Below are 26,519 nucleotides of genomic sequence, written 5' to 3'. Positions count from 1 at the left end.
CTTGCGCGTTCCTGGAACTCCCAGCTCACGCTCGTTGGCACCGCCCGCCGACCAGGTGACCGCGATCACCAACCACACTGGAGAGCGGACATTTCACCCGAGGGAGGGAGCGGCGTGTTCGCTACGCCCACAGCGCGTTTCCGTGCGGTAGCCATCGCCGAGGCGTTTTCCTGGGCCGGCCTGCTGGTCGGCATGTTCTTCAAGTACGTCATGGTCTTCAACGACCTGGGCGTGAAGATCTTCGGCCCGGTGCACGGAGTGATCTTCGTGCTCTACCTGTTCGTGGTGCTCATGGTGCGTGAGCCGCTGAACTGGGACGGGCGCACCACGACCTGGGCGCTGATCGCGAGCGTGCCGCCGTTCGGCACCATCGTGTTCGAGCGCTGGGTGAACAAGCGGACGGCGGCCGCGGTCACTCCGTGAAGTCGCCGGTGGCCAGCCGGACCTTGGCCAGCAGGGCGGTGAGCTGGACCGTCTCCGGTCCGCTCAGCCCCTGCAGGCCGAACCCGGCCTCCACCACCGCCTCGGTGGCCACCTTCATCCGGTCCCGGCCGGCGTCGGTGATGGCCACCAGGGTGGTGCGGCGGTCGGTCGGGTGCGGCTCGCGCTGCACCAGGCCGTCGCTCTCCAGGCGGTCGACGATGTTGGTCACGCTGGTCGGGTGCAGCTGCAACCGCTCGCCCATCACCCGCATCGGCAGGCTGCCCCGCCGGGAGAAGGTCAGCAGCACCAGCGCCTCGTACCTGGCGAAGGTCAGCCGGTGCGGCTTCAGCGAGGCGTCCACCGCCGACTGCACGATCTGCTGAACCCGCATCAGGCTGGTCACCGCGGCCATCGTCTCGGAAGGCCCGATGCGCTGGGTCCAGGATTCGGCGGCCCGCGCGATCGGGTCGAATGGGAGCGGATGGCCGGTCATGACTTCTGAAACTAGCAGTGCGTACTCAGCAGTAGCAGCCTAGATGGATCTTTTTTCACACCGTGGAACCCAGGGAGGCCCAGCCGATGCTCGTCGCGTTCAGTGTCAGCCCGTCCGGTGGTGCGGGCGGTGGCGTCAGCGAGGCGGTCGCCGCCGCGGTCAAGGTGGTCCGGGAATCGGGGCTGCCCAACGAAACCTCGTCCATGTTCACCACCATCGAGGGCGAGTGGGACGAGGTCATGGCGGTGGTGAAGCGGGCCGTGGACGCGGTGGCCGCCTACGGTCCCCGGGTTTCGCTGGTGCTCAAGGCCGACATCCGCCCCGGCTTCACCGGCCAGCTCACCGCGAAGGTCGAGCGGGTCGAGGCCCACCTGACCGAGGGCTGACCCGCTGGTCGGCCATGGTCGGTCGTCCTACTATTGGACTGCCGACCACGGTCTGGAGGCGCGGATGGACATCGAAGCCGGACGTGAGCGCTGGGTGCACCGCTACGCGGACGCACAGCGGAAGGGCCAGGTCAGGGACGCTGACTTCAGCACCCTGTCCGGCCTTGAGGTGGACCCGGTGTACGGGCCCCGCCCAGGCGATCAGGTGGCGGGCTTCGAGCGGATCGGCTGGCCGGGGGAGTACCCGTTCACCCGCGGCCTGTACCCGACCGGCTACCGCGGCCGGGAGTGGACCATCCGGCAGTTCGCCGGGTTCGGCAACGCCAGGCAGACCAACGAGCGCTACCGGATGATCCTGCGCAGGGGCGGCGGCGGGCTGTCGGTGGCCTTCGACATGCCCACGCTGATGGGCCGGGACTCCGACGACCCGCGCAGCCTCGGCGAGGTCGGGCACTGCGGGGTGGCCATCGACTCCGCCGCGGACATGGACATCCTGTTCGAGGGCATCCCGCTGGAGCAGGTCACCACCTCGATGACCATCTCCGGGCCCGCGGTGCCGATGTTCTGCATGTACCTGGTGGCCGCCGAGCGCCAGGGCGCGGACCTCGGGCGGCTCAACGGGACCCTGCAGACCGACATCTTCAAGGAGTACATCGCGCAGAAGGAGTGGCTGTTCGCGCCCGAACCGCACCTGCGGCTCATCGGCGACCTGATGGCCTACTGCGCGGAGCACATCCCGGCCTACAAGCCGCTGTCGGTCTCCGGCTACCACATCCGCGAAGCCGGCTCGACCGCCGCGCAGGAGCTGGCCTTCACCCTCGCCGACGGCTTCGGCTACGTGGAGCTGGGCCTGTCCCGGGGGCTGGACATCGAGAAGTTCGCGCCGGGGCTGAGCTTCTTCTTCGACGCGCACATCGACTTCTTCGAGGAGATCGCCAAGTTCCGCGCCGCCCGCCGGATCTGGGCCCGCTGGCTGCGCGAGGTCTACGGGGCCAAGACGGACAAGGCGCAGTGGCTGCGCTTCCACACCCAGACCGCGGGGGTGTCGCTGACCGCGCAGCAGCCGGACAACAACATCGTGCGCACCGCGATCGAGGCGCTGTCCGCGGTGCTCGGCGGCACCAACTCCTTGCACACCAACGCGCTGGACGAGGTGCTGGCACTGCCCAGCGAACGGGCCGCGCAGATCGCGCTGAGCACCCAGCAGGTGATCATGGCCGAGACCGGGGTGACCAACGTGGCCGACCCGCTCGGCGGCTCCTGGTACGTGGAGGCGCTCACCGACCGGCTGGAGGCCGAGGCCGAGCGCGTCTTCCAGCGGATCAAGGACCTGGCCGCGCTGGCCGTGCCCGCCGGCAACCACCCGATCGGCGAGATGACCTCGGGCATCCTGCGCGGCATCGAGGACGGCTACTTCACCGGCGAGATCGCCGACGCCGCCTTCGAGTACCAGCAGGCGCTGGAGAAGGGTGACAAGAAAATGGTCGGGGTCAACGTGCACACCGACGTCACCGCGGATTCTCTGGAGATTTTGCGGGTTAGTCACGAGGTTGAAATCGAACAGAGACAAACCCTGGCCGAACGCCGCGCCCAGCGCGACCGGTCAGCCGTTGATGGGACCCTTGCCGAACTCCGCGCGGTCGCCAGGGGCGAAGGCAGTCTGATCGAACCGATGCTCGCCGCGGCCCGCGCCGAGGCCACTCTCGGCGAAATCTGCGACGTGCTCCGTGAGGAATGGGGCACCTATACCGAGCCCGCCCGGTTCTGATCAGGGCCATTACCGCGCCACTTCCACCTCCTGGAAGCTCCTTGTAGTCGGGGCGTCACCCCCGGCTTAATGGAGGCATGCCTCCTCGCACAGCAGATCCGGTAGCGCTCGCCTACCAGGCGGTGGTCGACCACATCTCGGCCGAGGACTTCGCCTGTCTCGGCGCTCGGGCGGCGCTGCGCAAGAACGCCATTACGCACCACCACTACGGGGATTTCGGTGACGTGTCCGAAATCGCAGCTCTACATCACGACCTGGTCACTTACGCGAAGGAGACGAAGTTCAGCAACAAGAGCTTCGCGAGCTTCCTGGCCACCTTCGACGAGCTGGAGTGTCCCAGCGAGCAGCACTTCGAGCGGCTGCTGTGGGGACAGCTGCAGGCGCTGCACGACTACGACGTGACCCAGGGCACGCGCTGGTACCGCCTGTACAGCAGCGACCCTGGTAGCAGCGACTTCGCCTACTGCGTCGGCGGGCACCCGTTCTTCGTCATCGGCATGCACCCCAACGCCTCCCGGCCGGGCCGCCGGTTCCCCCGGCCCGCCGTGGTGTTCAACTCGCACGTGCAGTTCAACGCGCTGCGTGAGAAGTTCTTCACCATGCGTGAGCGGATCCGGGAGCGCGAGATGGAGTTCCACGGGTCGGTCAACCCCAGCTTCCTGGCCTACGAGGATGAGTCCAGGCATTACGGGGGTCGTTTTACCGAGCCCGACTGGGTGTGTCCGTTCACCCCCAGGGTGACTGGCAAAACTGCCGGTTCTGTCAGTCTGCCCAAGAAGCTGCCCCCGCAGGAGTGACAACCGTCATAGTGCCAACTGTACACAATTCCACCCCGGCGCCGGTCCAGCCATTCCGGCCGGTAATCCACTCCCGCCCGTGAACTCCTCCCGCGAAGGCATGGAAAAGTACCGCGCATGACCAACCGCACCCGGCCGATTCCGTTTCCCCGGGTGCGGTCCGCTTTTCCTGGAAATCCACACCCCGCCCGCCGCGAATTGCCGCTCAGTGCTCTTTCAGCGCACCGCGGCGAGCGGCCGAACCACCACACGACCCCGCCGCCGCCAACCCGGATCGCCGGGCGGGCGGCGCGACATACCCGGGTCGTGTCAGGATGGAAACCGTGACAAGGCCCGATCCTCGTAAGACCGCCGCACTGTCCGCCGCGCTCGCCGGAGCGGTGGACCTGTCCGCGCTCAAGGCCAGGGCCGACGCGGCAGCCCGTCAGCCGGCCGGCCCCGCCCAGTCCGAGCCCGGCGCCCCCGCGGCCGGTGGTGGCGGTGGCGAGTGGGTCATCGACGTCACCGAGGCCGACTTCCAGGCCAAGGTGGTCGAGCGCTCACTCCAGATCCCGGTCGTGGTCGACCTGTGGGCCACCTGGTGCGGCCCGTGCAAGCAGCTGTCCCCGGTGCTGGAACGCCTGGCCGAGGCCAGCGGCGGCACCTGGCTGCTGGCCAAGGTCGACGTCGACACCAACCCCCGCATCGCCCAGCTCTTCGGCGTCCAGTCGGTGCCCACGGTGGTCGCCATCGCCGGCGGCCAGCCCGTGGACGCCTTCGCCGGAGCCCTGCCCGAGCCGCAGATCCGCGAGTGGCTGACCACCCTGATCGACGCCCTGCGCGACCGTTTGCCCGGCATCGCCGCGGCGGAGGCCAACCGAGGCGCCGCCGCCGAGCAGCCGGCGGAAGAGGAGCCGGAAGACCCGCGCTTTGTCGCCGCCGAAGAAGCCTTCGACCAGGGCGACTACGCTGCAGCCGAGGCCGCCTACCAGGAGATCCTCACCGCCGAACCGGCCAACGAGATGGCAAAGGCCGCCCTCGCCCAGGTCCGCTTCACGGCTCGCGCCGAGTCCGCGGACCCCGCCGCCATCGCCAAGGCCGACGCCACCCCGGACGACCTGGACGCCCAGCTCGCCGCCGCCGACGCCGAACTGGCCGCCTCCCAGGTCGAAGAGGCCTTCACCCGCCTGATCAACGCGGTCCGCCGCACCGCAGGCGAAGACCGAGACCGAGCCCGCAAACACCTCGTCGACCTGTTCGAGCTCTTCGACCCAGCCGACGACCGAGTGATGAAGGCCCGCCGAAACCTGGCCAGCGCCCTGTTCTGACCCGCGGACATCCCCCGGGAGCCACCACACGGCCCACCCGGGGGATTCCCATGCCCAGCCCAGGCGTCCCGCCAGCAGCCGCCCCGCCAGCCCAAACCCGGCTGGCGCCAGCCCGCGCGGCCCGTAGCCCAGCCTCGGCTGCCGCGAGCCCGCGCGGCCCGTAGCCCAGCCTGGTCCGAACCCGCTCTGACCGCAGCTTCCGCCCAACCCAGCCCTGCCCAGCCGCCCAGCCCGGTCCTGCCCAGCCCCCAGCCTCAACCCGGCCCAGCCCGGCCCCGCCCAGCCCAGCCCGGCCCCGCCCCGCCCAGCCCGGCGCTGTGCAGCCCCGCCCCGCCCCCAGCCTGGCCCGGCCCATTACCCAGCCCTGCCCCAGCTCCAGCCGAGCCCCGGTGGCAGCCCATCCCCAGCCCTGGCGGCAGCCCATCCGCAGCCCCAGCCCGGCCCAGCTCGAGCCCGGTCCTACCTGGCCCGGCTTGCCTCGCTCAGGCTCCGAAGTCCTCGACGCACGGCGGGCTGCCCTCCATGAACCCGATCCGGAACGCCTCGATCCGCGCGAACCCGGACGGCACATGCGTCCCGTTCACATCCGCCGCGATCAGGCTCTTCCCGGACAGCAGCTCGGCCACCGCCTCGTCCAGGTCCCCCGCCGAGATCCGGATGGTCCCCACCGGGTTGCGTCCCCCGCTGGGCCGTTCCAGCAACGCCCCGGCCCAGGAGCCGACCAGGCAGGCGGTGCGCAGCCCCGCGTTGGTGTCGCTGAGCGGGAAGCCGGTCGCCTTCTGCACCGAGAGCACGTACCGCGACGCCACCTCGGCGAACGCCGCGAAGTCCCCGATCGCCATGCCCTTCTTCGCCCCGCGCTGCGGCGCCGCGCCGATCTGCGCGAGCTGTTCCACTTCCAGGCTGATCGAGTTGGTCGCTGGGCAGTAGGAGGCAGGCTGGGTCACCTTGCCGTCCGGGCAGCTCACCGAGCCGTTGAGCACGTCGGGCGGCTGCGCCCCGGACTCCTTGAACACCAGCTTGAGGTTTTCCACGATGGTCAGCAGGTTCTCCGCCGTGATCGGCAGGTTCCCGCGGAAGCTGTCCGTCGCCTTGAACGGCAGCTCGGTGATCCGCCGCTGGATCTCCGCCGCATCGATCTGCGCGCACCGCGCCGGCCCCTGGCTGAACCCGAACTGGAAGGCCGACACCCGGTCGAAGGCGTTGCCGTGCGCGTTCTTGTTGGTGAAGGAGGAGCCGACCTGGTCCCGCAACGAGAACATCGTCTGCAGCACGTTGTTCAGGCCCTCACCGGTGGACACCACGAAGTGCGGGGTCTTGCCGTCAGCCATGTGTTTGAAGAAGGCCCCGGTGAAGCAGTCGGCCTGCTGCTCACTGACGATCGTCGGCGTCCCCGGCTTCGCCAGCCCTGCTCGTTGCGACACGGCGTGCCCGATCTCGTGCGCCAACACGGTCACCACGGCCAACTCGCCGAACCGATCGGCCAGCTGGGGCAGCAGCTGCCCCCGGTCCCACGCGATGGTGTCCTCGGACGGACAGAAGAACGCGTTCACCATTTGCTTGGTATTGGTCCGGCACAGCTGGAGGTTCGTCCCGTCCGAGTCGTAGGAGACGTACCGCGACACCGCCTGGAACGGCTTCCCGAAGTCCTTCGGAAACCGCTCGATCCAGTAGTCCTGGACATCGGCGACCGCGTTGCGCGCCAACGTGTCCATCGGCCCACTGTCGCTGTTGTCCACCTGGATGGTGGCCACCGGCGCACCACCCCGAGCCCCACTGGGCCCCTCGGTAACCGGTAGCCCAGCGACCTTCCCAGGATCAAGAACGGCCCCAGCCCGCTTGGCCTCCCCACCAACCTTGACGGCGCACCCACCAACAAGCGCCACCAGCGCCAACGCGCCCACCGCGCGCAAGACCGTGTGCCGAACCGAGGGCCTGACCACCCAGAAGCTCCTTCTCACCGACTCCGCAGACCGTACCGCGAGCACCCCTCACCTCCGGTCGCGATTCGGACAACCTCCACCACGGTCCCGAGAACCCCAATCGCTACCCGACCCAGTGGCCCGCCCGCGAGCCCCATCCACACCGACGCGCCCCCACTCCCGCCGGTTCACCCACCCCCGCCGCTTCACCCGACCCGCCACCAGCCACAAGCTCGGCCCCAGCCCCGGCCCACGCAGACGATCAGGTCCGCCGGCAGCCAGGCAGCTTTCCCACTGCCAACGCCCACCACTGCCAGCGGCCACTCACCGCCCAGCGTCCCCCACCACCCAGCGGTCACTCACTGCCCAGCGGGCCATCCACCGCCCGGCGACTCTCGTTTCCCAGCGGCCTTTCGCTGCCCAGCCGCCAGCCGCCGCCCAGCTGCCACTCGTTGAAGTGGTCGCTGTCCGATGGCCGCCGCACTCTGGTCCTCCGCACAGCGGTCGTTCGCCCACTGGTCGCCCGCTCAAGCGGTGATCCGGCCCGGTGGTCGCCTGGCCTTCTCGCAGGTCGCAGCGCAACTCGGCACAACCGGCCTGGTGTGCTGTTACCGGGTGCCCACGCCTGCCTGGTTGTTCGAGCGCGCACAACGCGTCCGTCGGCGCGTGTGGCGACTTGCCACGCCCGGCTCGCCCACAGCGGGCCGCGGAGCTGGACGCGCTTGCCCGAGCTCAGGACACGCCGCAGGCGTCCGCGCCCTGGAGGGTGCCGGTGCGGAACACCCCGACCCGCTCGAAGCCGGTCGGCAGCCCGTGACCGCCGGTGTCCCGGGCCGCGTAGTCGAGGCCCAGCAACACCTGCACGGCCTCGTCCAGGTCGCCCGGCGAGAGCCCGAAGGAGCTGTCGGACGGCCGCAGCACCGAGCCGGTGTACGCCCCGGCCAGGCACAGCGCCTGCTGTCCGGCCCGCTGCTCACCGACCGGGCGACCCATAGCCGCTATCGCGGCCAGGCCGTACCGGGTCGCCAGCAGCATGCCGGTGGCGTAGTCGCCGATGTCGTTGTGCAGCACGGTCGCCCGGTCCACGTCGATCGCGATCGACCCGTCCTGGCAGTAGGCGATCGGGCCCTGTGTTCCTGGCGAGCACTCGCCGTTAACCGTGCCCCGCCGCACCAAGGGCGTCTGCCACGTGCGGCCGGCCTTGGTGACCAGGTTGCCGAAGAAGGCGGACAGGTTCGGCGTGACCGCGTCGAGCATGTCCTTGAACGGCAGGTTGCCGCCGCGCGCCCGGTCCACGAAGTCGGTGAAGGCTCGCTGGGTGAACTGGCGGTTCTGCGCGGTCATCCGTCCGCACAGTGCTGCCCCTTCCCGGTAGCCGTCCTGGAAGGCGGACACCCGGTCGAAGGCGTTGCCGTGCGCCGCGTCGTCCCTTTCCGAGGTGCCCACGGGGTCCCGGAAACTGATCAACGCTTGCAGTGCGGCGTCCAGTTGGTCGGCGGTGATCCGCAGGTGCGGAGCCTTGCCGTCGGCCACCCAGCGGACGAACGTTCCGGCATAGCAATCGGCCATGGCCTCCATGAGGATCGTGGGGTACTGCGCGGGTTGCTTGCGTTGTTCCTCCGCGCCCACCCCAGCCCGGTGGTGCACGGCGTGCCCGACCTCGTGTGCGAGGACCAGTACGACAGCGGCGTCGCCGTACTTGTCCCGCAGCACCGGCAGCAGAGCCGAGCGGTCCCAGGCGATCGCATCCACCGAGGCGCAGTAGAAGGCGTTGCCCTCCACTTCGATGGCCTGCGACGCACAGGGTGGCGGCTTGGCGGACCGGTCGGTCGTGTCGACCGAGTAGTAGCCGCCAGCCAGCTCCTGCCACGGCTTGCCGAACGTGGCCGGATAGGCCTGCCGCCAGTACTCGCCGATGTCGGTCACCGCCGTCGCGGCCAGCCGGTCGACCAGCCCGCCGTCGGTGCCGCGGACAAATCCGGGATCCACCGCGACCGAGTTGGTGGCGGCGACCGGACTGCCCGCCACGGCCACGCTGCACCCGGCGACCAGCGCCGTGGTCAGGGCGAGCACGGCGAGACTGGGCCGCAACGATCGACGCCGGAGTGGTGGCCGCACTGGACCATTGTGCCGAGAACGGCGGCTGTTGTGGCCGATGCGGTGGCCACGAACATTCGCCACGCCCAGCTGTTGGCCCGGCTGGCCGGTCTGTTCAGGCGCTCCGCCAGAGGTGCGGACTGCTGGCGGAAGCGGCGGAAACCTGAATGGACACGGCCTGTGGCGCGATGTGGCTGGAGAGGGTGGTGGACTCCTCAGCCTCGGCGTCTACCGGCGGAGGTCAGGCTGGTTGGGCTGCGCGAATTGGGGTCTCGGGCGTGTCGGTCACCTCCTCTCTGGCGAGGATGCGGCGCAGGGCGGTGGTCAGCGCCGCGGTCGGGTCGCCGGGTGCGGTGTCGGCGCGCCAGGCGACAAAGCCGTCCGGGCGGATGAGCAACGCGCCGTCCGGGCGGATGAGCAACGCGCCGTCCGGGGAAAGCTTGGTTGCAGCGAGCCACCTTCCGTTCTCGTCGATCACTGGACCGTGGTGCGGGTGCAGCAGCCGTGCCGTCACCGGCACATCGAGGGAGCCGGCCGCTGCCTCCGCGGCAACGCACCACGTGCGTCCCGCCGGGCCGGTCAGGACGGTGAACTGGGACTCCACCAGATCAAGCGTGGAGACCCGGGTCCCGTTGTGGCGTACCCAGACGTGTGGCGCCCTGGTGCCAGGGGAACCGTCGAGGACGACCTCGGTCAGTGACGGCAGGTCGGTGCGTGGTGCGATCACCGCACCCGCGCCGTAGTGGTGGCCGACCTGCGCCACCAGGATCTCCGCGATGCCGAGTTCGCTGCGCTCGGTGACCTTGCTGAAGTCCCAGTGCAGGCGCCGGTTGATGCTGCGTAACAGGACCTGCTCCATGGTGAACAGCGCCAGTGGCCTGCGTTCGACGTCATAGGTGTCGAGCAGGGCCGATCCCGCCTGACCGCGGTGCACCGCCGCGAGCTTCCACGCGAGGTTCTCCGCGTCGGCTATCCCGGTGTTCAGGCCGAAGCCGCCGGTTGGCGGGAGCACGTGGGCGGCATCGCCGATCAAGAACACCCGTCCGGCGGCGAAGCGGTCGGCCACCAGCGCGGTGGACTGCCAGGGCAGCACGCTGAGGATCTCGACCGCGACGCCGGCCTGGCCGATCGCCGCTTCGACCAGCTCCAGGCATCGTTCCGGCGGGAAGTCAGCTGGGCTCTGGCCGTTCGCCGGGTCGTACGGGATGTGGAAGGCGTACCGGTCCTGGCCGTCCACCGAGAACAGGGGGCCGGATGCCCGTGGGTTCCTGATGTCGTAGAGACCACCTGGCCGGTTGGCTAGCAGTGAGCCCAGGTCGGCGCGGAACAGAATGTTGATCATGTGTCCGCCCAGTGGGCCCGGCCCGGTGGTGGTGATGCCGGCCCAGGAGCGGATGCGGCTGTGCGCGCCGTCCGCGGCCACCAGGTAGCCGGCGCGAATCCGGCCGCGTTCGCCGGTGGCGTGATCGAGGACGATCGCGGTCACGCCCTGCTCGTCCGGCTCTATCGCGCACACCTCGACGCCGAAGCGCACGGTGGCGCCCTGGCTGACCGCGGCCTCGAACAGCACCGGGTCCAACTGGTCCTGCGCGCGGTCGCCGCCGGTGACCGGACTGATCTCCTCGGCGGCGGCTTCCAAGCCGGAGAACCCGGACTCCGCGGTCTCAGGCGGACCCAGCGCGGCTACCTCGGCGAGGGTGGAGACGGTGACCCGGCCGGTCGGCGGCGGTCGTCGCGGCGTGGTGTGGATCGCCGGTTCGAGGCCGGCCGCACGCAGGGGTTCGAGTCCTCGCAAGCTCACGCCGAGCGCGCGTGGATGGTTGGACAAGCCCGCTCTTCGTTCGACGACCAACGGCCTCATCCCTTGTCTGGCAAGGAAAACCGCCATTGACAGGCCGACCGTGCCCGCGCCGGTCACCAGCACGTTGACTTCTTCGTTGAACATATCCACCCTCTCGTTGGGCACGGTGTTCCCGACTTGGCAACACTGTGCCCGTCGGCTAGGGTGGCTGTCAACCCGGCTGGACTGAGGACGAGCAATGAGTGGTGCGGACAACCCATTGCCCAGGGCTGACGTGGTGTGGACCCGGATCCCGGTGGTGGTGGAGCGGGTCCGCCGACCAAGCCTGACGGTGGAACGGATGGTGGACGCGGCAGTGCGGGTCGCGGACGCCGAAGGAGTGGACGCGGTGTCGATGCGACGCCTGGCCACCGAGTTGGAGACAGGTACGACATCGCTGTACCGGCAACTGTCCGGAAAGGAGGATCTGCTTGAACTGATGGTCGACAGCGCCTACGGCGAATGCGCGTTGCCGGAGCAGCCCTCCGGTGACTGGCGGACAGACCTGCGCCTGGTCGCCACTGAAGGACGTCAGCTGATGCTGCGGCACTCCTGGCTTGTGTCCGTGGTCGGCAGCCGTCCGCCGATCGGGCCGAACGCCTTGCGGTACATGGACTTCGCACTCGCGGCGGCGCGCGGGGCAACGAAGGACGCCACCGAGGCGAGCGGGCTGGTCGACGCCGTGTCGAGCATGGTGCTCGGCGGAGTGGTGAACGAGGTCGCTGAGCGAGAGGCTCAGCGCCGCAGTGGCCAGGATGAGCGGCAGTGGCGCGAGACCGTGCAGCCGTACATCCAGCAGGTGGTTGAGAGCGGCCGGTATCCGGAGGTCACGCGACGGGTGCTGGACGCGGTGGACCGGACGCATGAGCAGCAGTTCGAGCTTGGGCTTGAGTTGCTGTTGAACGGCATCGCGGCGCGGATCGGCGCTGGTCAGCAGGCTTAGCATCCTCGCTGCGGGCTGCGGGCTGCGGGCTGCGGGCTGCGGGCTGCGGGCTGCGGGCTGCGGGCTGCGGGCTGCGGGCTGCGGGCTGCGGGCCATGACGGCCTGGCTCGGCCTGGCGCTGACCCGGGCGCGGCTGGCGTGCCCGCTGGGGCGATGCTGGAGCGCGGGCTGGATGGCGGGCCCGAGTGAGTCCGTGGAGCGGGGCTCGGTGCCGCTTGCGGTAGCGGGCCTGACTGTGTCCGCGAGTTTTGACCGCACCGTGGCGTTCCTCGCGATCAAGTGTGGCGGCTTCTCGACGCACCTTCCGGCCGTTCGTCCTCAGCTTGGCTCCGGGCGCTCCACCTGTGCCGCTTGCCTCTTGTGGGACACCACGTTGCCAGTCATGGGGCCACCGACAGCCGCACAGAAGTGGAACAGGTTGTCGCGCTGGCGATGTGGTGAACGCTGCGTTCCCGAACGACCGATAAGCGGCATGAGCGGCGGATATTGTGTTCCCGGTGATGATCAAGTGGGTCAGATGTCACGCGGTTGACGTGGATTCTTTTGACCGGGGACAACGCGCGTGGTCCGCGCTGTCAGGTCTGCCGGGCTTCCTCGGTCAGTTCGGCGGCTGGAGCCGTCGCAAACCCGGCGTGGCGCACGTCTTCGCGTGGTGGAACAGCCAACGGGACCATCAGGAGTTCATGGCCGGAGCACACGACCACCTCGCGGCCAACCAGGTGGGCACCTACGACACGATCGAGGCCCGCCTCTGGGAGCATTGCCTGGACATCGGTGCGGGCTTGCCCACCGGCTTCTCATCCGGTTCGGTGGTGCGACTCGCACACTGCCGGGTGAAGGCCGGTCGCCAGGAACACTTCGTCCGGGCGCAGGCCAACGTGTGGAACCCGGGTATGGGGGCCGCGTCCGGCATGCTGGGCGGAGCGTTCGCTCGACGTGGCCAGACCGAGTTTCTGGTGCTCTCGCTGTGGAACTCGGTGGCGGACCACGAGCGCTACCGCACCGATCGTTTCCCCGATCTGCACCACAGGGCGCGAGCGACCGAGGATCTCGACGACATCACCGGCGACCAGATCGAGCTCAATCCCGCCTGGACCGTCGTCGGCTGAGGACGAACCGGGACCTCGCCTGGCCCCTCATCGGCATTTCCGGACGTTCGATTGCCGTCGCCATGCTCGGTCCGCAAGGTGGATCTGGAACATGTTCTTCCGGTGGATCGCCTGCTGTTGGTGGTCCACCGACTGGTAATGACACCGCCTGGACCTGCGCCTTCGTGACAGCCAAGGGCGGCAAGGATCGAGGAAAGGCGGAGTGTGCCCGCCTCACGAGCCGGGGATCGGGCTCGGTCGGACCTCACGAACACGAGCCTCCCCGCCGAACCGGGTGCGGTCGGATGTCACGGAGAAACGCAGTCGCATCAGGGATCTGGCCCACTTTTGGTGAATGCGCGTGCTGGGAGGCGACCAGGGTCAGTGGCGGACCGCGGTGAGGAGAACTCGTTTGCGCAGCAGCGCAAGACCGGCCCGGCCGAACATCTGTCGTTTGATCATCTTGATGTGGTTGACGCGACCTTCGACCGGGCCTGAGTTCCAGGGCGTGGTCAGGCCGGCGGTGACGGCGTCGAGATCGGACTGCAAGCCGTTGGCGAACGACGTCAGGCCCGGCAAATCGTCGGCTCGGACGGCGGCGATCCACTCTGGCAAGAGTTCGCCCTGCAGATACGGCTTGAAGGGGTCGAGCTTGCTGGAGCGTGGGCCTTTCCACTTGCCGTCCACTATGTCCTGCCAGGTGGCGGCGCGGGCGTAGCGCTGAACGGCTTTCTGTCCCCAGCCCAGGCCTCGGGCGATGCCGCGGATGCTGTGGCCTTGAGCGAGCAGTTCGTGCACCTTCGCGTGGTGCAGACGGGCACGTTGAGCGAATCTCCCTGCTGGCTCCTCCTGCTGGGAGTGCAGGTGTGCCGTGTCCGAGTCTGGAGCCCCTGGCTCTGTGGCGCGTAAGCAGCCGCGGTGGCGTGTGACGCAGCGTTCGACGGCCTTGGCGATGTTCTGCCAGAGTTGGAACCTGTCAGCGACCTGGGTGGCAGCAGGTGCTCCGAGTCGGACACCGTCCGCATATGCCCCGGAGCGGTCCCGGCACACGACCTCGACCCCTGGATGTGCTGTCAACCAGTCCGCCAACGTCTGGGAGTCGCGGCCGGGCAGCAACTCCAGCGGCTCGCCGGTTTCACAGTCGATCAGAACAGTGCCGTAGTGCTGACCGCCTCGCAACGCGAAGTCGTCTACTCCCAACACCTTCGGTGTCACGGCGGATGGACCCGGTAACGACATGACCAGCCGAAGCAGAGTCGACCTGCTCGCCGGAGCGGACAAGGAGGTGGCAAGCCGTGACCCGGCCCGTCCGGCCAGCGCCACCGCGATGCGCTCCAGCATCGCCCGCAGCAGTGGCCTCCGCCGCCCGTCTCGCACCGTCAACCCGTCGACCTGTTCGGCAAACGTCTTGACCAGACAGGCAGTGCCGTCGCAGAACCACCGGCGCACCCGCAGCCGGAGCACCAACTTCCGGCCAGCGACTGGCGAGTCGGCCAAGCGGCGCTCGTATCGGCTGTGCACGCCAGTCGCCGGATCACCGCACCTCGGGCAGGGCACTGCCTCCGCTCGCGGCGACGCCCACATCCACACCGCCCCGCCGACGACCTCGACCCGATCGACCAGCACTCCAGTCAGATGCGGCAACAGCACCGCTAACCCTTGATCAACACACGCTCAACATGATCACAGAGGCCGACCTTCGCCCACGCCGAGGCCAGATCCATCACCAAAAGTGGGCCAGATCCCGCATCAGACGAACAAACCATGGGCCGGGCGGCTGGGGTGTGGGTATTTCGGTGGCTGCTGATCGATTGCGGCTGGTGTGATGCCCGCGCGGCTACTGGACGGCCGCTTGCGACTAGGGAGGGTGGCGGTGGCCAAGTTTGTGGCTGAGGCGGGGCTGGCGGCGTATCTGGGCGACGACGAGGTGATCGACTTTCGTAGGCCGGTGGTGGGCTCGGTGGTGGAGCGGTTGCGTGAGTCGTACGGGGATGGGTATGCGCGGGCGGCGTTTGAGTGGGTCCGGGATGCGGTGACGCATTCGATGGATGCCGGGGACCGGCGGGTCAACTGGCGGGCTTCGGATGTGGTGGAGGCGGGGACTGGGCTTTGTTACGCCAAGTCGCATCTGCTGGTGGCCTTGTTGCGGGGGAACGGGATTCCGGCTGGGCTTTGCTATCAGCGGTTGGCTGATGGGGCCGGGGGGTTTGTGTTGCACGGGTTGGTGGGGGTCTGGGTGGCGGGGGAGGGGCGTTGGGCTCGGGTGGATCCTCGGGGGAACAAACCGGGGGTGTGGACCGAGTACTCGTTGGGGGAAGAGCGGGTTGCGTACGTCGTGGATGAGGCGGCGGGGGAGGTCGACTATCCGGCCGTGTACGTGACGGGGCATCCCTTGGTGGTGGGGGCGTTGAAGAACAGTTCGGATTGTGTGGAGCTGTGCGCGGGTGGGCTGCCCGGGGAACTGTGACGAGAGCAGGGGCAGGGCGCGTTGGGGCGTGGAGAGGCATGGGGAGTGTGACTTTGGGCTACGGCGGGCCAGGGCAGCGCTGAACCAGGTGGGCAGGGCGAGGCTGGATCAGCTGAAGGCCGGGCGAGGGTGGAGCAGGCGGATGGCTGGCCTGGCGGGGTTGGCTAGTGGAGCGACTGGCAGGCGGGGCTGACGAGGCGGGCGACTGGCCAGGGGGCGGGCGGCGTGGCGCGGGGCGGGCACACAGGCGATGTTGCGCGGTGTGGTGGGTCGGCGCACGAGTGACGTTGCGCGGTGTGACGCGGGGGCGAGCGCGGAGCGATGTCGCGTGGTGTGGCGTGGGCCAGTGCGAGCGACGTTGCGCGGGCGGCGTGGGCATCTTCCCGAACGACGCTAGGCGACGCGGTGCGGGCCGGGTGCGAGCGAGCGCAAGGCGGGCTTGGCGCGGGTGGCTGGGCGGCACGGAGCGGAGCTCGGATGGGGCAGGGCTGGGAGCAGAGCCCGGAGCGCGCGAGCCCAGGCGGGTGGCCTCGGCTCGCGGCGGGTGGAGTGGGTGGGGTGGCTGGTTCGGGCGTGGCGCCCCCCCGGTCAACTCGGGTCAGGCGCCTTCGTAGGCGAGCCAGATGACGCCGTTGGGGGGGAGTTGGAGTTTGGCGGAGGCTGGGCGGCCGTGGTGGGGGTGGAGGGTGGCTTGGACGCCGCCCAGGTTTCCTACGCCGGAGCCGCCGTAGGTTTCGGCGTCTGTGTTGAGGATTTCTCGCCAGTGGCCGGCCAGGGGGAGGCCGATTCGGTAGTCGTGGTGGGGGTTGCCTGCGAAGTTGGTGATGCAGGCGACGGGGTTGCCGGTGTGGGTGTCGTAGCGGAGGAAGCTCAGGACGTTGCCGGCCGAGTCGTTGGCGTCGATCCAGGCGAAGCCTTCGGGGCTGGTGTCCTGGGTGTGCAGGGGCGGGTGGGCGCGGTAGGTGTGGTTGAGGTCCGCGACCAGGCGTTGCAGGCCCGCGTGCAGGGGGTCTTCCAGGAGGTGCCAGTCCAGGGAACGCGACTCCGACCACTCCGCGATCTGGCCGAACTCGCCGCCCATGAACAGCAGCTGCTTGCCGGGGTGGGCCCACATGAAGGCGAGCAGGGTGCGCAGGCCGGCTGCCTTGTTCCAGTTGTCGCCGGGCATGCGGGTCCACAGGGAGCCCTTGCCGTGCACGACCTCGTCGTGGGACAGCGGCAGGACGAAGTTCTCGCTCCAGGCGTAGACCAGGGCGAAGGTGACCTCGTTGTGGTGATAAGACCTGTGCACCGGGTCGTGCTGGAGGTAGCGCAGGGTGTCGTGCATCCAGCCCATGTTCCACTTGAAGCCGAAGCCCAGGCCGCCGAGATGGGTCGGGCGGGTGACGCCGGGCCAGGAGGTGGACTCCTCGGCGATCATGAGAACGCCGGGGTGTCGCTTGTAGACGGTGGCGTTGAGCTCCTGGAGGAACTGCACCGCGTCCAGGTTCTCCCGGCCGCCGTGGGCGTTGGGCAGCCACTGGCCCTCTTCGCGGGAGTAGTCCAGGTACAGCATCGAGGCGACCGCGTCCACGCGCAGGCCGTCGATGTGGAACTCCTCGATCCAGTACAGCGCGTTGGCCACCAGGAAGTTGCGGACCTCGGTGCGGCCGAAGTCGAAGACCAGCGTGCCCCAGTCGGGGTGTTCGCCGCGGCGCGGGTCGGCGTGCTCGTACAGCGGCTCGCCGTCGAAGCGGGCCAGGGCCCAGGCGTCCTTCGGGAAGTGGGCCGGGACCCAGTCGACGATGACGCCGATGCCGCGGGAGTGCAGGTGGTCGACGAAGTAGCGGAAGTCGTCCGGGGAGCCGAAGCGGGAGGTCGGCGCGTAGTAGCTGGTGACCTGGTAGCCCCAGGAGCCGCCGAAGGGGTGCTCGGCCACCGGCATCAGCTCGACGTGGGTGAAGCCGGTCTGCTCCAGGTAGTCGCCCAGCTCCTTGGCCAGCTCACGGTAGTCCAGGCCCGGCTTCCAGGAACCCAGGTGCACCTCGTACACGCTGATCGCGCTGCGGCTCCAGTCGGTGGCCTCCCGCTTGACCAGCCACTCCGCGTCCACCCACTCGTGCCGGTCGACCGTGACCACCGACGCCGTGGCGGGCGGGACCTCGGCGGCGAAGGCCAGCGGGTCGGCCTTCTCGTGCCAGGAGCCGTCGCGGCCCAGCAGCTTGAACTTGTACTTGGTGCCGGGCTGCACGCCGGGCACGAAGACCTCCCACACGCCGCTGGAACCCAGCGAGCGCATCGGGGTGGCCAGGCCGCTCCAGCCGTCGAAGTCGCCGCACACCCGGACGCCGCGGGCATTGGGCGCCCACACGGCGAACGAGGTGCCGGTGACCAGGCCGTTGGGGGTCTCGTACCGGCGGTAGTGCGCGCCCAGGGCGTCCCACAGCCGTTCGTGCCTGCCCTCGCCGATCAGGTGCAGGTCGAGCTCGCCGAGGGTGGGCAGCCAGCGGTACGGGTCGTCCACGGTCTCGCTGTGGTCGCCGTAGGTGACTTCGAGGCGGTAGTCGCCGGGCGGGTGCGGCACCTGGCCGGAGAACAGGCCGTTGTCACCGACCGGCGTCAGCGGGTACCGGCCGCCGTCCTGGAGCACCGCGACGGCGCTGGCTTGCGGTTTCAGCGCGCGCACCACCGTCCCGTCCTCGTGCGGGTGCGCGCCCAGCACCGAGTGCGGGTCGTGGTGCGAGCCGGTCAGCAGCCGCCGCACCTCGTCCGGGGGCGGGGCACAGGCGTCCAGGCTGGTCACGACGGTTCCTCTCCGGAGGTGATCCTGGCGATGGAGGACAGCGGGATGGGCAGCCACTCCGGCCGGTTGGCGTGCTCGTAGGCCACCTCGTAGACGGCCTTGTCCAGCTCGAGCGCGCGCAACAGCTCGGCGTGCTCCCTCGGATCGCCCGCGACCTCGGCGTAGCCCGCGCAGAACGCGGTCCGGTTGCGCTGCGCCCACTCCAGTGCGCGCACGGTCAGCTGGTGGTCGTCGGGGTGCCCGACCAGCCGCTGGTGCGCGGCGTAGTCGAAGGACCGCAGCATGCCCGCGACATCGCGCAGCGGCGAGCGCAGCTTGGCCCGTTCGGCCGCGGGGGCGGCGGGCTCGCCCTCGAAGTCGATCAGCACCCAGCCGGTGACCGTGCGCAGGCACTGGCCCAGGTGCAGGTCACCGTGCACGTGCTGGACCTCGACCGGCTCCTCGGCGTCCAGCGCCGCGTCGAAGGCCTTGCGCAGCGCCTCGGCGTGCTCGGCCAGCTCCGGCACGGACTCCAGCATGGTGTCCAGTCTGCGGTGCATCGCCGCGACCAGCGCGGTGAGCTCCTCGGCCGTGGCGAGCCTGCTCTCCGCCGCGCGGCGCAGGTCCGCGTGCACCTCGGCCACCGCGTGACCCAGCCGCTGGGCCTCGCCTGCGAAGTCGCCGCCGACCTCGTCGGCGTGTAAATCCGCCTCGGCCATCAGGTCCCGCACGCTCGCGGTGGCCATCGCCCAGCCGTCCGCCGCACCCTCCACAAAGGACTGCAACAGGCCGAGCGTGCCGTCGGGGGCGCTGATCGAGCCCAGCGGCGGCGCGATGTGCTCGCAGTCCACCGAGGCCAGCGCCCGGTGCAGGGTCAGGTCCCGGTTCTCGCCGGGCACCAGCTTGCGGAACAGCTTGAGGATGTACTGGCTGCCGTAGACCAGCGAGGTGTTGCTCTGCTCCGCGCCCACCGGCCGCCCGCGCAGGCCGGTGCTCAGTTCCACCCCCGGCTCCGGGGTGAACCGCAGGTCCTCGACCTCGCGGCCGGCCGCGATCAGCGTGAGCAGCTCACCGGCCAGCTCCGGGTCCTGGCTGGCGTCGTAGCAGTCCCAGCCGTCCCAGGTGCAGACCCGGTGCGGCAGCAGCCAGTCCGGCAGTTCGGGCCGCGCGCCCAGCAGCAGCTGGTAGCGCTCCGCTGTGGTGCCCTGGTCGACCTCCACGATGGCCAGCACCAGCGTGGGGTCGTCGGCCAGCAGCGGGGTGAGCCGTTGCGTGCGCACCCCGAGCACCGGCCGGTCCTTGCCGGCGAACCACCGCTGCCCCGGTAGCCAGTCGGGCAGCGCGCCGGTCAGGGCTTCCGGGAGGACGGTGAGGTCGAGCCGGGCTGAGGTCAACGGGCGTCACCACTTTCTGCCGTGGCGGCGATCTGGAACCAGTAGAAACCGTGCCCCGGCAAGGTGAGCAGGTACGGCAGCTCACCGATCGCCGGGAAGTGCACACCGCCGGTCAGCTCGATCGGGGTGCAGCCCGCGTACGCGGACAGGTCCAGCTCCACCGGCTGCGGGAACCGGGAGAGGTTGTTCACGCAGATGACCACGTCCTCCGGCTCACCCTCCTCCTCCGGAGTCCAGCGCCGCAGGTAGGCCAGCACACTCGGGTTGGAGGAGCCCAGCTCGGTGAAGGTGCCCAGGCCGAAGGCCGGGTGCTCCTTGCGCACCTCGATCATCCGCCGGGTCCAGTGCAGCAGCGAGGAGGTGTTGTTCAGCTGCGCCTCGACGTTGACCGCCTGGTAGCCGTACACCGGGTCGTTGATCACCGGCAGGTTGACCCGGTTCGGGTCGCACTTGGAGAAGCCGGCGTTGCGGTCGGGCGTCCACTGCATCGGCGTGCGCACGCCGTCGCGGTCGCCGAGCCAGATGTTGTCGCCCATGCCGATCTCGTCGCCGTAGTACAGCACCGGCGAGCCCGGCAGGGACAGCAGCAGCGCGGTGAACAGCTCCTGCTGGTTGCGGTCGTTCTCCAGCAGCGGGGCCAGCCGTCGCCGGATGCCGATGTTCGCCTTCATCCGAGGATCCTTGGCGTACTCGGCGTACATGTAGTCGCGTTCCTCGTCGGTGACCATCTCCAGGGTCAGCTCGTCGTGGTTGCGCAGGAAGATGCCCCACTGGCAGCCGGAGGGGATCGCGGGGGTCTGGGCCAGGATCTCCGAGATGGGGAAACGGCTTTCCCTGCGCACCGCCATGAAGATCCGTGGCATCAGCGGGAAGTGGAAGGCCATGTGGCACTCGTCGCCGCCCAGCTCGGTGTCGCCGAAGTAGGGCACCACGTCGGCAGGCCACTGGTTCGCCTCGGCCAGCAGCACCCGGCCCGGGTACTCGTCGTCGACCACCTTGCGGCAGCGCTGCAGGAACGCGTGCGTCTTGGGCAGGTTCTCGCAGTTGGTGCCCTCCTCCTCGAACAGGTAGGGCACCGCGTCCAGCCGGAAACCGTCGATGCCGAGGTCCAGCCAGAACCGCAGCACGTCCAGCATGGCCTCCTGCACCTCGGGGTTCTCGTAGTTGAGGTCCGGCTGGTGGGAGAAGAACCGGTGCCAGTAGAACTGCCCGCGCACCGGGTCGTAGGTCCAGTTCGAGGTCTCGGTGTCGACGAAGATGATCCGCGCGTCGGCGTAGCGGGAGTCGTCGTCGCTCCAGACGTAGAAGTCGCCGTAGGGCCCGTCCGGGTCGCTGCGGGACTGCTGGAACCACGGGTGCGCGTCCGAGGTGTGGTTGAGCACCAGGTCGGTGATCACCCGGATGCCCCGCCGGTGCGCCTCGTCGAGCAGGTAGACGAAGTCGTCCACGTCGCCGAACTCCGGCAGCACCGCGCGGTAGTCGCTGATGTCGTACCCGCCGTCACGCAGCGGCGAGGCGTAGAACGGCGGCAGCCACAGGCAGTCCACCCCGAGCCAGCGCAGGTAGTCCAGCCGGCCAGCCAGCCCACGCAGGTCCCCCGAGCCGTCCCCGTTGGAGTCGGAGAAGGCCCGGACCAGCGCCTCGTAGAACACCGCGCGCTGGTACCAGCCGGGCTCGCGCGGGGCCAGCCGGGCATGCCGGAAGTCCTCCGCCTGGGGCTCGACCAGATGGCCGTCCGCGGTCAGCGTCTCACCGGTGTGCGGGACACCCGCCAGGCCGGGCACTGCGGTCATGGACGCCTCCACGCGGGTTTGGGTGGGCTTGGGCAATGACGACCAGCCTTCGTCAACTACGTGATCAACAGGTTTCGGCTCAGTAGCGTTGGATCGTCACGACATGGGCGACCGCGTGGTGCGGCTCCAGGCGGATGAAGTTCCCCTGGCCCCAGTCCCAGATGTCCCCGGTGACCTCATCGCGCGCGACAAAACGCTCTCCCCAGTCCATACCCAAAGCGGGCAGGTCCAACCACAACGTGCCCTCCTGGCCGTTGTTCGGGTCGAGGTTGACCACGACCACCACGGTGTCCCCGGTGGCCGGGTCCTGCTTGGAGTAGGCGATCAGCGCGTCGTTGTCCACGTGGTGGAAGTGCAGCGTGCGCAGCTGGTGCAGGGCCGGGTGCGCGCGGCGGATGCCGTTGAGGCGGCGCAGCCACGGCTCCAGCGAGCGGCCCTCGGCCAGCGCGGCGGCGAAGTCGCGCGGGCGCAGCTCGTACTTCTCCGAGTCCAGGTACTCCTCGCTGCCCTCGCGCACCGCGGTGCCCTCGAAGAGCTCATAACCGGAGTAGACGCCCCAGCTCGGCGACAGCGTGGCGGCCAGCGCGGCCCTGATGGCGAACATCGCCGGGCCGCCGTGCTGCAGCGACTCGTGCAGGATGTCCGGGGTGTTGACGAACAGGTTCGGCGTGGCCTCATCGGCGTGCTCGACCAGGCTGACCCCGAAGTCGATCAGCTCCTGCTTGGCGGTGCGCCAGGTGAAGTAGGTGTAGTACTGGGTGAAACCGCGGCGGGCCAGGCCGTACATCCGGGCCGGGCGGGTGAACGCCTCGGACAGGAACAGCACGTCCGGGTGGGACTGCTTGACCTGCCAGATCAGCCAGTGCCAGAAGTCCGGCGGCTTGGTGTGCGGGTTGTCCACCCGGAAGATCCGCACCCCGTGCTCGACCCAGTGCAGCACCACCCGCAGCACCTCGGCGTAGATGCCCTGCGGGTCGTTGTCGAAGTTGACCGGGTAGATGTCCTGGTACTTCTTCGGCGGGTTCTCCGCATAGGCGATGGTGCCGTCCGGGCGCACGGTGAACCACTCCGGGTGCTCCTTGGCCCACGGATGGTCCGGCGCGCACTGCAACGCCAGGTCCAGCGCGATCTCCATGCCCAGCTCGCCTGCCCGGTGCACGAAGCCCTTGAAGTCCTCCAGGGTGCCCAGGTCCGGGTGGATGGCGTCGTGGCCACCCTCCTCCGCACCGATCGCCCACGGCGAGCCCGGGTCCTCCGGCACCGAGACCAGGCTGTTGTTCGGCCCCTTGCGGTTGACCCGGCCGATCGGGTGGATCGGCGGCAGGTAGACCACGTCGAAGCCCATGCCCGCGACCCGGTCCAGCGCCGCGGTGGCGGTGGTGAAGGTGCCGTGCACCGGCTTGCCGAACTCGTCCCAGCCGCCGGTGGAGCGCGGGAACAGCTCGTACCAGGAGCTGTACCTGGCGCGCTGGCGGTCCACCCACAGCTGCTGCCACTTGCCCTTGGTCAGCAGCTCGCGCACCGGGTACTCGTGCATGATCCGGCTGACCGGCTCCGACAGCGCGGCCGCGATCCGCTCCGGCAGCTGCCGGGCGGAGTCCCGCAGGCCGAGCGCGGCCGACATCAGCTGGGCCCGTTCGTTACGCCGATCGGGTCGTTTGGCCACCCGTTCGAGCAGCCGGGCGCCGATCTCCAGGTCGTTCTCCAGCTCAGCCGCGGCCTGACCAGCGCCGACCTTGACCTCCACCGCGTGCCGCCAGGTGGCCCAGGGGTCGCTCCAGGCGTCGATCCGGAAGGTCCACATGCCGGGACGGTCGGGGGTGATCACCGCCGCCCAGCGGTCCAGGCCGACGCCCTCGGGCACCATCCGGGTCTGCCGGGCCACCCGGTCGCCGGGGCCCTTCCACACCACGGTCGCGGCGATCGCGTCGTGGCCCTCCCGCCAGACCGTGGCCTGCACCGGAACATGTTCGCCGGCAACGGTTTTGGCGGGGAATCGTCCGCAGTCGATGAGGGGGGAGACCTCGTCGATACCGAGCCGACCAGTCACCGGCGCCGCCCTTCGTCACGCTGGGGAATTGGGTAGTTGCAAGTCTGCCTGACTCGATCAAGCGCACCGTCACCGGGTTCGGCGGCTTGATTCACACGTATTGGGTAGCCCGTTGTGCGGTGGCGCACACTCATCATGAGTGGGTTCCCCCGAGCGGTCCAGTCGGCAAACCAGGGCCTTGTGGACAGATTTCAGCCTGTGGATGGTGCAATTGTTTGCAGGCTGCGCTGGGAATGTTGCCATCGGTGCGGGGGTGCGGGATATGGTCCGCGTCCGTGAGAGCTCTGCGTCGCTTCACCGTCCGCGCCAGTCTGCCCGAGCCGATCGCCGCACTGGGGCGACTGGCGACCAACCTCCGCTGGGCCTGGCATCCACCGACCCAGGACCTGTTCGCCGCGGTCGACGAGACCATCTGGCAGGAGACCGGCGGCGACCCCATCCGGCTGCTCGCCCAGGTGCCGGTGGAACGGCTCCAGCGGCTGGCCACCGACGAGAGCTTCCTCACCCGGCTCCGGGCCATCGACGACGACCTGCAGCGCTACCTCGGCCAGCCGCGCTGGTACCAGCGGCGGCAGGAGGAGATCGAGGGCGCCCAGGGCCTCGGCGAGCAGGGCCTGCCCAGCTCCATCGCCTACTTCTCGATGGAGTTCGGCGTCACCGAGGCGCTGCCCAACTACTCCGGCGGCCTCGGCGTGCTGGCGGGCGACCACCTCAAGGCCGCCTCCGACCTGGGCGTGCCGCTGATCGGCGTCGGGCTGCTCTACCGCTCCGGCTACTTCCGCCAGTCGCTGTCCCTGGACGGCTGGCAGGTCGAGCACTACCCGGTGCTGGACCCGCGCGGCCTGCCGCTGGAGCCGCTCACCGAGCCCTCCGGCGCGCCGATCCTGGTGCACGTGGCCATGCCGGCCGGCCGGGTGCTGCGCGCCCGGATCTGGAAGGCGCAGGTCGGCCGGGTGCCGCTGCTGCTGCTGGACTCCGACGTCGAGGACAACGACGACGACCTGCGCGGGGTCACCGACCGGCTCTACGGCGGCGACCAGAACCACCGCATCCGGCAGGAGATCCTGGCCGGGATCGGCGGGGTGCGCGCGGTGCGGGTCTTCTGCGAGCTGACCGGCCACCCGCAGCCCGAGGTCTTCCACACCAACGAGGGCCACGCCGGCTTCCTCGGCCTCGAACGCATCCGCGAACTGGTCACCAGCGAGAACCTGGACTTCGACCAGGCGCTGTCCACCGTGCGCGCGGGCACCGTGTTCACCACGCACACCCCGGTGCCCGCCGGTATCGACCGCTTCCCGGTGGACCTGGTGCAGCACTACTTCGGCGCGCCGGGCAACGAGTCGGGCGGGCTGCTGCCCGGCATCCCGTCCGAGCGGGTGCTCGCGCTGGGCGCCGAGCAGAACCCCGGCATGTTCAACATGGCGCACATGGGCCTGCGGCTGGGCCAGCGCGCCAACGGCGTCTCCCGGTTGCACGGCAAGGTCAGCCGGGAGATGTTCAGCGGCCTGTGGCCGGGCTTCGACGTCAGCGAGGTGCCGATCGGCTCGGTGACCAACGGCGTGCACGGCCCGACTTGGGCGGCCACCGAGATCAGCAAGCTGCTCGGTGAGTCCGAAGTGGACAGTGGCGTCGGCCTGCGCGGCTTCGAGCCGGTCACCGACGCGCTGCTGTGGGAGCTGCGCTGCACGCTGCGCTCCCGCCTGGTGGAGGAGATCCGCCGCCGGGTCAAGGCCTCCTGGCTGCAGCGCGGGGCCTCGGCGCTGGAGCTGGGCTGGACCGACTCGGTGTTCGACCCCGAGGTGCTCACCGTCGGTTTCGCCCGCCGGGTGCCCACCTACAAGCGGCTCACCCTGATGCTGCGCGACGCCGACCGGCTGCGCGAGCTGCTGCTGCACCCGGAACGCCCGGTGCAGCTGGTGGTCGCGGGCAAGTCGCACCCGGCCGACGACGGCGGCAAGGCGCTGATCCAGCAGATCGTGCGCTTCGCCGACGACGCGGGCGTGCGGCACCGGATCGTGTTCCTGCCCGACTACGACATGTCCATGGCCCGGTACCTGTACTGGGGCTGCGACGTGTGGCTGAACAACCCGCTGCGCCCGCTGGAGGCCTGCGGCACCTCCGGCATGAAGTCCGCGCTCAACGGCGGCCTCAACCTGTCCATCAGGGACGGCTGGTGGGACGAGTTCCACGACGGCAGCAACGGCTGGGCCATCCCCACCGCGGACGGCGTCAGCGACCCCAACCGCCGCGACGACCTGGAGGCCACCGCGCTCTACGAGCTGCTCGGCAACCAGGTGTCCCCGCTGTTCTACGACCGCGGCGAGGACGGCGTGCCCGCGCAGTGGATGGCCATGGTGCGGCACACGCTGGCCTCGCTCGGCCCGAACGTGCAGGCCTCCCGGATGGTCAAGGAGTACGTGGAGAACTACTACGCGCCGGCCGGCCGTTCGGCGCACGCGGTGCGGGACAACGGTTTCGCCGGGGCCAGGGAGCTGACCGACTACCGGCACCGGATGCAGGCCGCGTGGAGCAGGGTGAAGGTGCTCGACACCGAGTTCGCCAGCAACGGCAGCTCGGCCACCCCGGTGCTCGGCGCGACCGTGCCGGTGACCGCCAGGGTCGAGCTGGCCGGGCTGGAACCGGCCGAGGTCGAGGTGCAGGCCGTGGTCGGCCGGGTGGACGACGCGGACGAGCTGCGCGACGTGGTGACCGTGCCGATGCGCTACGACGGCGACGGGCGCTACTTCGCCGAGGTGGAGCTGCCGTACGCGGGCTCGGCGGGGTACACGGTGCGCGTGCTGCCGCGGCACCCGCTGCTGGCCTCGGCGGCCGAGCTGGGCCGGGTGGTCCTGGCAGGCTGAGAGCTCACGGGTCGAGGCGCAAGAGCCCAGGAACGGCTCGCGAAAGAGGCGTGGCGCGCCAGCGACACGCCGGGCTCTGAACCCAGCGGTGGGGTTGATTTTTTCGCGTCGTGCGTTCGTGACCCCGAC

The 26,519-nt window shown here is 69.7% G+C and carries 18 protein-coding genes; 9 read left to right on the top strand and 9 right to left on the bottom strand.

Annotation, left to right across the window (positions count from 1 at the left end):
- The first annotated feature begins 114 nt into the window (after nucleotides 1–114).
- Nucleotides 115–423, top strand: a complete 309-nt coding sequence (locus M8C13_RS29560) for a DUF3817 domain-containing protein (protein ID WP_252484009.1) — start codon at nucleotides 115–117, stop codon at nucleotides 421–423.
- Here M8C13_RS29560 and M8C13_RS29555 read toward each other — a convergent pair.
- On the bottom strand, nucleotides 413–916 hold the full coding sequence (locus M8C13_RS29555) for a MarR family winged helix-turn-helix transcriptional regulator (RefSeq protein WP_252484008.1): 504 nt from the start codon (nucleotides 914–916) through the stop codon (nucleotides 413–415). The two genes, M8C13_RS29560 and M8C13_RS29555, sit on opposite strands and share 11 nt — an antisense overlap.
- A gap of 86 nt (nucleotides 917–1,002) precedes the next feature.
- Here M8C13_RS29555 and M8C13_RS29550 point away from each other — a divergent pair, with 86 nt between their 5' ends.
- From M8C13_RS29550 to M8C13_RS29535, 4 genes are all read left to right on the top strand, one after another.
- Nucleotides 1,003–1,302: an MTH1187 family thiamine-binding protein gene (locus tag M8C13_RS29550; RefSeq protein WP_252484007.1), complete on the top strand. Its 300-nt coding sequence runs from the start codon at nucleotides 1,003–1,005 to the stop codon at nucleotides 1,300–1,302.
- Nucleotides 1,303–1,366: 64 nt separating this feature from the next.
- Nucleotides 1,367–3,070, top strand: a complete 1,704-nt coding sequence (locus M8C13_RS29545; protein ID WP_252484006.1) for a methylmalonyl-CoA mutase — start codon at nucleotides 1,367–1,369, stop codon at nucleotides 3,068–3,070.
- A 77-nt stretch (nucleotides 3,071–3,147) separates the two neighbouring features.
- A complete protein-coding gene (gene gntA, locus M8C13_RS29540) occupies nucleotides 3,148–3,867 on the top strand; it encodes a guanitoxin biosynthesis heme-dependent pre-guanitoxin N-hydroxylase GntA (RefSeq protein ID WP_252484005.1) in 720 nt (239 codons plus the stop codon).
- Nucleotides 3,868–4,181: 314 nt separating this feature from the next.
- The gene (locus M8C13_RS29535) at nucleotides 4,182–5,174 is read left to right on the top strand and encodes a tetratricopeptide repeat protein (protein ID WP_252484004.1); all 993 of its coding nucleotides are present in this window, start codon (nucleotides 4,182–4,184) and stop codon (nucleotides 5,172–5,174) included.
- 482 nt (nucleotides 5,175–5,656) lie between these two features.
- Here M8C13_RS29535 and M8C13_RS29525 read toward each other — a convergent pair whose 3' ends face one another.
- The 3 genes from M8C13_RS29525 to M8C13_RS29515 all read right to left on the bottom strand — a co-directional run bounded on the left by M8C13_RS29525 (nucleotide 5,657) and on the right by M8C13_RS29515 (nucleotide 11,138).
- Nucleotides 5,657–6,928: a neutral zinc metallopeptidase gene (locus tag M8C13_RS29525; protein WP_252484003.1), complete on the bottom strand. Its 1,272-nt coding sequence runs from the start codon at nucleotides 6,926–6,928 to the stop codon at nucleotides 5,657–5,659.
- A gap of 900 nt (nucleotides 6,929–7,828) precedes the next feature.
- Nucleotides 7,829–9,214, bottom strand: coding sequence for a neutral zinc metallopeptidase (locus M8C13_RS29520; RefSeq protein ID WP_252484002.1), 1,386 nt, complete (start codon nucleotides 9,212–9,214; stop codon nucleotides 7,829–7,831).
- Nucleotides 9,215–9,434: 220 nt separating this feature from the next.
- Nucleotides 9,435–11,138 (bottom strand): FAD-dependent oxidoreductase, encoded by a 1,704-nt coding sequence (locus M8C13_RS29515; protein WP_256509927.1) that lies wholly within the window; start codon nucleotides 11,136–11,138, stop codon nucleotides 9,435–9,437.
- Nucleotides 11,139–11,232: 94 nt separating this feature from the next.
- Here M8C13_RS29515 and M8C13_RS29510 point away from each other — a divergent pair, with 94 nt between their 5' ends.
- On the top strand, nucleotides 11,233–11,976 hold the full coding sequence (locus M8C13_RS29510) for a TetR/AcrR family transcriptional regulator (protein WP_252484001.1): 744 nt from the start codon (nucleotides 11,233–11,235) through the stop codon (nucleotides 11,974–11,976).
- A gap of 500 nt (nucleotides 11,977–12,476) precedes the next feature.
- Entirely contained in the window at nucleotides 12,477–13,085 is a 609-nt protein-coding gene (locus tag M8C13_RS29505) for a DUF4937 domain-containing protein (protein ID WP_252484142.1), read from the top strand.
- Nucleotides 13,086–13,445: 360 nt separating this feature from the next.
- Here the strand turns inward: M8C13_RS29505 and M8C13_RS29500 are convergent, their stop codons facing one another.
- Entirely contained in the window at nucleotides 13,446–14,648 is a 1,203-nt protein-coding gene (locus M8C13_RS29500; protein ID WP_252484141.1) for an ISL3 family transposase, read from the bottom strand.
- Between the two features lie 289 nt (nucleotides 14,649–14,937).
- On the opposite strand from M8C13_RS29500, the gene M8C13_RS29495 reads away from it, so the two are divergent.
- On the top strand, nucleotides 14,938–15,531 hold the full coding sequence (locus M8C13_RS29495; RefSeq protein ID WP_252484000.1) for a transglutaminase family protein: 594 nt from the start codon (nucleotides 14,938–14,940) through the stop codon (nucleotides 15,529–15,531).
- Nucleotides 15,532–16,129: 598 nt separating this feature from the next.
- Here M8C13_RS29495 and glgB read toward each other — a convergent pair.
- From glgB to M8C13_RS29475, 4 genes are all read right to left on the bottom strand, one after another.
- Entirely contained in the window at nucleotides 16,130–18,313 is a 2,184-nt protein-coding gene (gene glgB / locus M8C13_RS29490; protein WP_252483999.1) for a 1,4-alpha-glucan branching protein GlgB, read from the bottom strand.
- Entirely contained in the window at nucleotides 18,310–19,686 is a 1,377-nt protein-coding gene (locus M8C13_RS29485; protein ID WP_305884021.1) for an aminoglycoside phosphotransferase, read from the bottom strand. The genes glgB and M8C13_RS29485 overlap by 4 nt, the downstream gene beginning before the upstream one ends.
- Nucleotides 19,683–21,479: a maltose alpha-D-glucosyltransferase gene (treS, locus tag M8C13_RS29480; protein ID WP_252483998.1), complete on the bottom strand. Its 1,797-nt coding sequence runs from the start codon at nucleotides 21,477–21,479 to the stop codon at nucleotides 19,683–19,685. Before treS ends, M8C13_RS29485 begins: the two co-directional genes overlap by 4 nt.
- A gap of 79 nt (nucleotides 21,480–21,558) precedes the next feature.
- The gene (locus M8C13_RS29475; RefSeq protein ID WP_252483997.1) at nucleotides 21,559–23,529 is read right to left on the bottom strand and encodes an alpha-1,4-glucan--maltose-1-phosphate maltosyltransferase; all 1,971 of its coding nucleotides are present in this window, start codon (nucleotides 23,527–23,529) and stop codon (nucleotides 21,559–21,561) included.
- A gap of 275 nt (nucleotides 23,530–23,804) precedes the next feature.
- Here M8C13_RS29475 and glgP point away from each other — a divergent pair, with 275 nt between their 5' ends.
- Nucleotides 23,805–26,390 (top strand): alpha-glucan family phosphorylase, encoded by a 2,586-nt coding sequence (gene glgP, locus M8C13_RS29470; RefSeq protein WP_252483996.1) that lies wholly within the window; start codon nucleotides 23,805–23,807, stop codon nucleotides 26,388–26,390.
- Nucleotides 26,391–26,519 lie beyond the last annotated feature (129 nt).

Source organism: Crossiella sp. SN42, assembly GCF_023897065.1.
Taxonomy (GTDB): Bacteria; Actinomycetota; Actinomycetes; order Mycobacteriales; family Pseudonocardiaceae; genus Crossiella.
Note: the sequence above shows the minus strand (reverse complement) of the source record. Positions and strands in the feature narration are given on the sequence as shown.